Annotated in this window: 7 protein-coding genes; 5 read left to right on the top strand and 2 right to left on the bottom strand. The window is 71.3% G+C overall.

Features of this window, described 5'->3' with window-relative positions; all coding sequences use genetic code 11:
- The first annotated feature begins 367 nt into the window (after positions 1–367).
- A complete protein-coding gene (locus E1285_RS25060) occupies positions 368–1,759 on the top strand; it encodes a GntP family permease (RefSeq protein WP_132156158.1) in 1,392 nt (463 codons plus the stop codon).
- Between the two features lie 11 nt (positions 1,760–1,770).
- Here the strand turns inward: E1285_RS25060 and E1285_RS25055 are convergent, their stop codons facing one another.
- Complete coding sequence (locus E1285_RS25055; RefSeq protein WP_132156156.1) at positions 1,771–2,478, bottom strand: FCD domain-containing protein; 708 nt, start codon at positions 2,476–2,478, stop codon at positions 1,771–1,773.
- 38 nt (positions 2,479–2,516) lie between these two features.
- On the opposite strand from E1285_RS25055, the gene E1285_RS25050 reads away from it, so the two are divergent.
- Entirely contained in the window at positions 2,517–3,047 is a 531-nt protein-coding gene (locus tag E1285_RS25050) for a gluconokinase (protein ID WP_132156154.1), read from the top strand.
- A 96-nt stretch (positions 3,048–3,143) separates the two neighbouring features.
- Positions 3,144–3,947 carry an SAM-dependent methyltransferase gene (locus tag E1285_RS25045; RefSeq protein ID WP_347814099.1) on the top strand — a complete coding sequence of 268 codons (804 nt, stop codon included), beginning with the start codon at positions 3,144–3,146 and terminating at the stop codon, positions 3,945–3,947.
- On the opposite strand, the gene E1285_RS25040 is transcribed toward E1285_RS25045, so the two are convergent.
- Entirely contained in the window at positions 3,944–4,108 is a 165-nt protein-coding gene (locus E1285_RS25040) for a DUF1059 domain-containing protein (protein ID WP_132156150.1), read from the bottom strand. The two genes, E1285_RS25045 and E1285_RS25040, sit on opposite strands and share 4 nt — an antisense overlap.
- A 59-nt stretch (positions 4,109–4,167) precedes the next feature.
- Here E1285_RS25040 and E1285_RS25035 point away from each other — a divergent pair, with 59 nt between their 5' ends.
- Positions 4,168–4,929: a BTAD domain-containing putative transcriptional regulator gene (locus tag E1285_RS25035; protein ID WP_132156148.1), complete on the top strand. Its 762-nt coding sequence runs from the start codon at positions 4,168–4,170 to the stop codon at positions 4,927–4,929.
- 99 nt (positions 4,930–5,028) lie between these two features.
- The gene (locus E1285_RS25030; RefSeq protein WP_132156146.1) at positions 5,029–6,087 is read left to right on the top strand and encodes a class I SAM-dependent methyltransferase; all 1,059 of its coding nucleotides are present in this window, start codon (positions 5,029–5,031) and stop codon (positions 6,085–6,087) included.
- Positions 6,088–6,205: the final 118 nt, after the last annotated feature.

Genomic DNA, 6,205 nt, shown 5'->3' with positions numbered 1-6,205 from the left:
CGCCCGGCCCCCCGCCGCGCCGCGACGAAGCACGCCGCTCCCGCCGCCATCAGCCCCACGACCGGCCCGGTGAACCGCACCGGCTCCGAACTCACCCCGGACGCGACCTGAGCCGCGACCATTCCCCCCAGGCACCCGGCACCGACCGCCACCAGCCGGCCCGCGCACCGTCCGTCCCGCCCGCGCACCGCGGCGCGCGGCCTCCGCATCAAGCCCACACTCCTGCCTTCGGAGCACACCCGCCCCTTGGATGCCGCCCCGAGCATCGGAAAAGCGTGTGCGGTGGGGGTTGTAAAAGGTATTACCTTTGCTGCAAGGTGTGCGTACGCGCCCGAGACCGGCCGGGCGGAGACTATTCGGAGTCACCGTGGAAGCGATCGAACCACAGTTCGGCACCCTGACGCTGTTGCTGATAGCGGCCGGTGCCGTGGCGGTGCTGCTGTTCCTGATCATGAAGGTGAAGCTGCACGCCTTCATATCCCTGGTCCTGGTGAGCGTGCTGACGGCCGTCGTCGTCGGGTTCGAACCCGGCGACATCCCCGACGTGCTGATGTTCGGGTTCGCCGACACCATCGGCGGGGTCGCCCTGCTGGTCGCGTTCGGCGTCATGCTCGGCCGGCTGCTGGAGGTGACCGGCGGCGCGCAGACGCTCGCCGACACGCTCATCGGCCGGTTCGGCGAGAAACGGGCTCCCCTCGCGCTGGGCATCGCGGCGCTGCTGTTCGGGTTCCCGATCTTCTTCGACGCCGGGCTCGTCATCTTCGTGCCGATCATCCTCACCGTGGCACGGCGCTTCGGCGGGTCCCTGCTCTACTACGCGCTGCCCGCGGCGGGCGCGTTCGCCGCGATGCACGCGATCGTCCCTCCGCACCCCGGGCCCGTCGCCGCGGCGAACCTGATCGGCGCCAACGTCGGGCTCACGCTGCTCGTCGGCATCCCGATCGCGGTGCTGGCGTGGTACGTCGGCGTCATGCTGGTCTCCCGCTTCCTCGCCGCCAGGGTCGACGTGCCGCTGTCGGACGTGATCTTCGGCGAGGTGCAGGACGGCCAGAAGGCGGGGGAGCCGGACTGGCGGGGGCCGTCCTTCCTCACGGTCCTCACGCTGCTGCTCATCCCGCTGGTGCTGATCTCCTTCAACACGGTGCTCACGACGCTGGTCGAGAGCGACGTCCTCGCCGAAGGGCAGGACTGGGTCGGCTTCCTGAGCCTGATCGGCATCACGCCGGTGGCCCTGATGATCACGGTCATCGTCGCGATCCTGGTGCTCGGCCGGCCGAACGCGTCGATGGCCACCGTCACCAAGATCGTCGACCAGGCGCTCGGCCCGGTGTGCTCCATCATCCTGATCACCGGCGCGGGCGGCATGTTCGGCGGGGTGCTGGAGCTCAGCGGCATCGGCGACGCGCTGAGCGGGAGCCTGTCCGACCTCGGCATCTCCCTGATCCTGCAGGCCTTCATCATCGCGACGCTGCTGCGCGTCGCGCAGGGCTCGGCCACCGTCGCGCTGACCACGACCGGCGGGCTGATCGCGGGGGCGGTCGCCGACGCGAACCTGAGCGACATCAAGCTGACCCTCCTCGTCGTCGCCATCGCCGCGGGCGCCACCGTGCTCTCGCACGTCAACGACTCCGGGTTCTGGCTGGTGAGCCGGCTGTTCGGGATGGACGAGAAGACCACGCTGAAGACCTGGACCGTCATGGAGACGACGCTCGGGCTGTCGGTGTTCGCGATCGCCTCCATGCTGTGGCTGGTCACCTGAGCACGGTCACGTCAGGAGGCCGGGGCGCCGTTCCCGTCCAGCTGGCCCATCTCGTCGGTGACCTCGACGCAGATCGCCGTCATCGCGGCCCGTGCGACCTCGGACTCGCGACCGGCGACCGCCTCGGCCACCACGAGGTGGAGCCGGCGCGCCTCGGGCTTGGGCTGCGGGGGCATCAGATGGTGGAGCGTGCGCCCGCGCAGCACTTCCTCCACGACGTAGGCGAGGCCGGCGAACATCACGTTCCCCGAGGCTTCGAGGAGCAGCCGGTGGTAGGCGATGTCGTGTTCGAGGAACGTGGTCAGGTCGCCGGCCGCGCCCGCCGACTCCATCGCCGTCCCGAGTTCGACGATCCGGTCCCGCTGGCGGCCGTCCGCGTACCGGGCGGCCAGCGCGGCGGCGGGCGGCTCGATCGCGGTGCGCAGCTGCGACAGCTGATGCAGCTGCGTGCCACGCTCCGGCCCGTCGAGCCGCCACCTGATCACGGTGCGGTCGTAGAAGTCCCACTCGTCCTTCGGCAGCACCGTGACGCCGGTCCGCCTGCGGCTGGTGACCAGCCGCATCGACGCGAGCACCTGCACCGCGTCCCGGGCGACGGTCCGCGATACGCCGAACTCCTGCTGCACCCACTCCAGGTTGAGCTTCGACCCCGGCGCGAGGGCGCCCGAGATGATCAGCGGCCCGAGCTTGTCGAGGACCTCCTCGTGCAGGGTCGGCATGGCCGCCAGCGTACCCGCGGACGGAGAACCCCTTGATCATGAGCGTCCACGTGGTGGTGATGGGGGTGGCCGGCTCCGGCAAGAGCACGATCGCGCGGCACCTCCGGGACGAGTTCGGGCTGCGGATGGCCGAGGCCGACGACTTCCACCCGCCCGCGAACATCGCGAAGATGTCCGGTGGCGAGCCGCTGACCGACGGCGACAGGTGGCCGTGGCTCGATGCACTCGCCCGGTGGACGGCCGACCGGCAGGCCACCGGGACGTCCACGGTCCTCGCCTGTTCCGCCCTCAAGCGGTCCTACCGCGACGTGCTCCGCCGCCCGGTGCCGGACACCTTCTTCCTCCACCTGCACGGCGCGGAGGACCTGCTGCACCAGCGGATGCGAGACCGCGAGCACTTCATGCCACCCGCGCTGCTGCGCTCCCAGTTCGAGACCCTGGAGACCCTGCAGCCGGATGAGCGCGGCGCGACGTTGGACGTCGCACCGGCCGTCGACGAACTGGCCCGGCAGTCCGCGCGGCTGATCCGCCCGCTCACCCCGTCCGCCCCCGGCACGGCGCGGCCCTGAGACGCCCCCGGCCGGGGCACACACCGGGCGTCCGTTCCACCGGCGCGGTCAGGGGAGAATGAAGATCATCAACCGGCATCCGGCATGGAGCGGCCTGTGAACGACATTCCCGGTATCGACACGACCGTCCCGAGTTCGGCGCGGATCACCAACTACTGGCTCGGCGGCAAGGACCACTATCCGGTCGACCGCGAGGTCGGTGACACCATCGCCCGCATCCATCCCGACATCGCGGCCCTCGCCCGCCACGACCGCGCCTTCATCGGCCGCGCCGTCCGCTACCTGGCGGGCGAGGCGGGCGTCCGCCAGTTCCTGGACATCGGCACGGGCCTGCCCACCCAGGACAACACGCACGAGGTCGCGCAGCGCGTGGCGCCCGAGTCGCGCGTCGTGTACGTCGACAACGACCCCATGGTGCTCGCGCACGCCCGCGCACTGCTGACCTCGACACCCGAGGGCGTGACCGCCTACATCGACGCCGACCTGCGCGAACCGGGCGGCATCATCGCCCAGGCGCGCGAGACGCTCGACTTCACCGAGCCGATCGCCGTGATGCTCATCGGGATCCTGCAGCACATCGTGGACGACGAGGAGGCGGCGTCGATCGTCCGCCGGCTCGTCGAGCCGCTGCCGTCCGGCAGCTTCTTCGTGATCGTGCACGACACCGCCGACTTCCACGGGCAGTCCGTGCTCGACGCGATGGACGCGTTCATGGCGGAGGGCGGCGTCCCGATCTGCGCCCGCGACCACGGGCAGATCGAGCGGCTCATGGACGGCCTGGAGATCGTCTCCCCCGGCATCGTGTCGACCTCGCATTGGCGCGTCGGCCTCGAAAGCCCCTGGGGAGAGGCCGAGAAGGTCGCCCACTACAGCGCGGCCGGCCGCAAGCCCTCGGCCTAGTCGGGGAGCAGTTCGATCCAGCCGCGGATGTCGTCGGCGGTTTCGGTGCCGACGAGGTCGGGGTGGTCCGCCGCAAGATGCGCGAGCACCTGGGAGATGACGGCGTCGTCGGTGTCGCCGCGGGCGATGTAACCGCATTCGCATCGAACCTGGCGGGTCATGGGGCGCCCCCTTCCCGAGGAGTAGCCTCCAGGGTCAGTGCGGCGGGTCGAGGTGGCAAATGGCCGATTCAGCGGAGCCGGCGGGTTCCACTCGGGTGCAGCTGTGCGGCGCGTTCGCGGTGGAGCTGGGCGGTCGGCGTGTCGATCACGCGCTGCCGGGCCGACAGGGGCGGTTGCTGCTGGGCCACCTGGTGCTGACCCGGCCGCGGCAGGTGGCGCGGGAGACGCTCATCGAGGTGTTGTGGGGCGACTCGCCGCCGCGGGCGGCGCCCGCGGCGCTCAGCGTCCTGATCTCGAAGGTCCGCGCGGTGGTGGGGCCGGACGTGCTGCGCGGGCGTGGAACGTTGTCGCTGCGGTTGCCCGACCCGGCGCACGTCGACGTCGAGGTGGCGGCCTCGGCGCTGCATACGGCAGAGTCCGCGGTCGCGCTGGGTGAATGGCGGAGAGCGTGGACGTTGTCACTGACCGCGCAGTTCGTGGCACGCCGTCCCTTTTTGCCGGAGGCCGAGGGGCCGTGGGCGGAATCGTGGCGTCGCCGCCTGGCCGATATGCACGTCCGGGCCCTGGAGTGCTACGCCACGGCGTGCCTGGAGCTGGGGGGTCCGGAGCTGCCGGGAGCCGAGCGGGCGGCGAAGGACCTGCTGGAGGCGGCGCCGTTACGGGAGACCGGCCATCTGCTGTTGATGCGCGCCCTCGCGGTCAGGGGCAACGTCGCGGAGGCGCTCGCGGCGTACGAACGCCTGCGTGCCGTGCTGCGGGAGGAACTGGGCGTCGACCCGTGCCGTGAGGTGCAGGACGCCTACACCGAACTGCTCGGATAGCGGGCACCAACGTCTCGCCAATGTCGGCTTAACGGTGGCCCAAAGTCGCCGGCGCAGGATGTGGGGCATTCAGATCCGCTGCATCTGCGGGAGGATTCCATGACCACCATCGACGACGGGCGGCTCGCCGAACTGCTGGGCCGCTTCGTCAACGACCTCGGCGCGACGGTGTCGGCCGGCAACGTCCTCATCGGCGACGAGCTGGGGCTGTACCGGGCGCTGGCGGAGGCGGGGCCGCTGACCGCCGCCGAACTGGCCGAGCGCACCGGCACCTCGGAACGGTACGTCCGGGAGTGGCTGCCCGGTCAGGCCGCAGGCCACTACATCACCCACGACGCCGCCGGCGGACGCTACGGGCTGACCCCCGAGCAGGCGCTGGCCTTCGCCGACCCGGACGGGCTGTGCCTGCCCGGAGCCTTCCAGCTCGCGCTGTCGAGCATGGCCGCCGAGCCGAAGATCGTGGAGGCGTTCCGGACCGGCCGCGGTGTGGCCTGGGGCGAGCATCACCCGGGCGTGTTCACCGGATGCGAACGCTTCTTCAGCCCGGGTTACACCGCGAACCTGCTGAGCTCCTGGATTCCGGCCGTGGACGGGCTGCCGGCCCGGCTGAGCGACGGCATCGCGGTGGCCGACGTGGGATGCGGGCTGGGCGCCTCGACCCGCATCCTGGCCGGCGCCTTCCCCGCCTCGTCCGTGCGCGGGTTCGACCCGCACGTGGAGTCCGTCGAACTGGCCCGCAAGGCGGCGGCCGAGGCCGGTCTGGACGGCCGGTGCGACTTCGCGGCGGCGCGGGCGCAGGACTTTCCCGGCACCGGCTACGGGCTCGTGGCCACGTTCGACTGCCTGCACGACATGGGCGACCCCCTCGCCGCCGCACGGCACATCCGGTCGGCGCTGTCCGACGACGGCGTCTGGCTGATCGTCGAGCCGTTCGCGGGCGACTCCCCCGCCGACAACCTCACGCCGGTCGGACGGGTCTACTACTCGTTCTCCACGTTCCTGTGCGTGCCGCACGCCGCCTCCGAGGGCGCCGACGACGCGCTGGGCAACCAGGCCGGCGAGGCCGGCATCAGGCCCGTGGTGCAGGCCGCCGGCTTCCGGACGTTCCACCGGATCGCGGAAACCCCGTTCAACCTCGTCTACGAGGCCCGCCCCTGACCAGGCAAGCCGAGCCCGGGTTCCGGATTTCCGTTTCCCGGGCCCCGGGCTTCGCCGATGGACGGGCTGTGGATCGGCGCCTAGGCACCGCTTATTTTGGAACTGCGTCACGTACGTC

The organism is Actinomadura sp. 7K507, from assembly GCF_004348425.1.
Taxonomy (GTDB): Bacteria; Actinomycetota; Actinomycetes; order Streptosporangiales; family Streptosporangiaceae; genus Spirillospora.
Note: the sequence above shows the minus strand (reverse complement) of the source record. Positions and strands in the feature narration are given on the sequence as shown.

Bases quoted from the DNA above. Each gene is read 5' to 3' on its own strand.
- E1285_RS25035 (WP_132156148.1), top strand. From the start codon at position 4,168: ATGGCCGATTCAGCGGAGCCGGCGGGTTCCACTCGGGTGCAGCTGTGC.
- E1285_RS25050 (WP_132156154.1), top strand. From the start codon at position 2,517: ATGAGCGTCCACGTGGTGGTGATGGGGGTGGCCGGCTCCGGCAAGAGC.
- E1285_RS25030 (WP_132156146.1), top strand. From the start codon at position 5,029: ATGACCACCATCGACGACGGGCGGCTCGCCGAACTGCTGGGCCGCTTC.
- E1285_RS25040 (WP_132156150.1), bottom strand. From the start codon at position 4,108: ATGACCCGCCAGGTTCGATGCGAATGCGGTTACATCGCCCGCGGCGAC.
- E1285_RS25055 (WP_132156156.1), bottom strand. From the start codon at position 2,478: ATGCCGACCCTGCACGAGGAGGTCCTCGACAAGCTCGGGCCGCTGATC.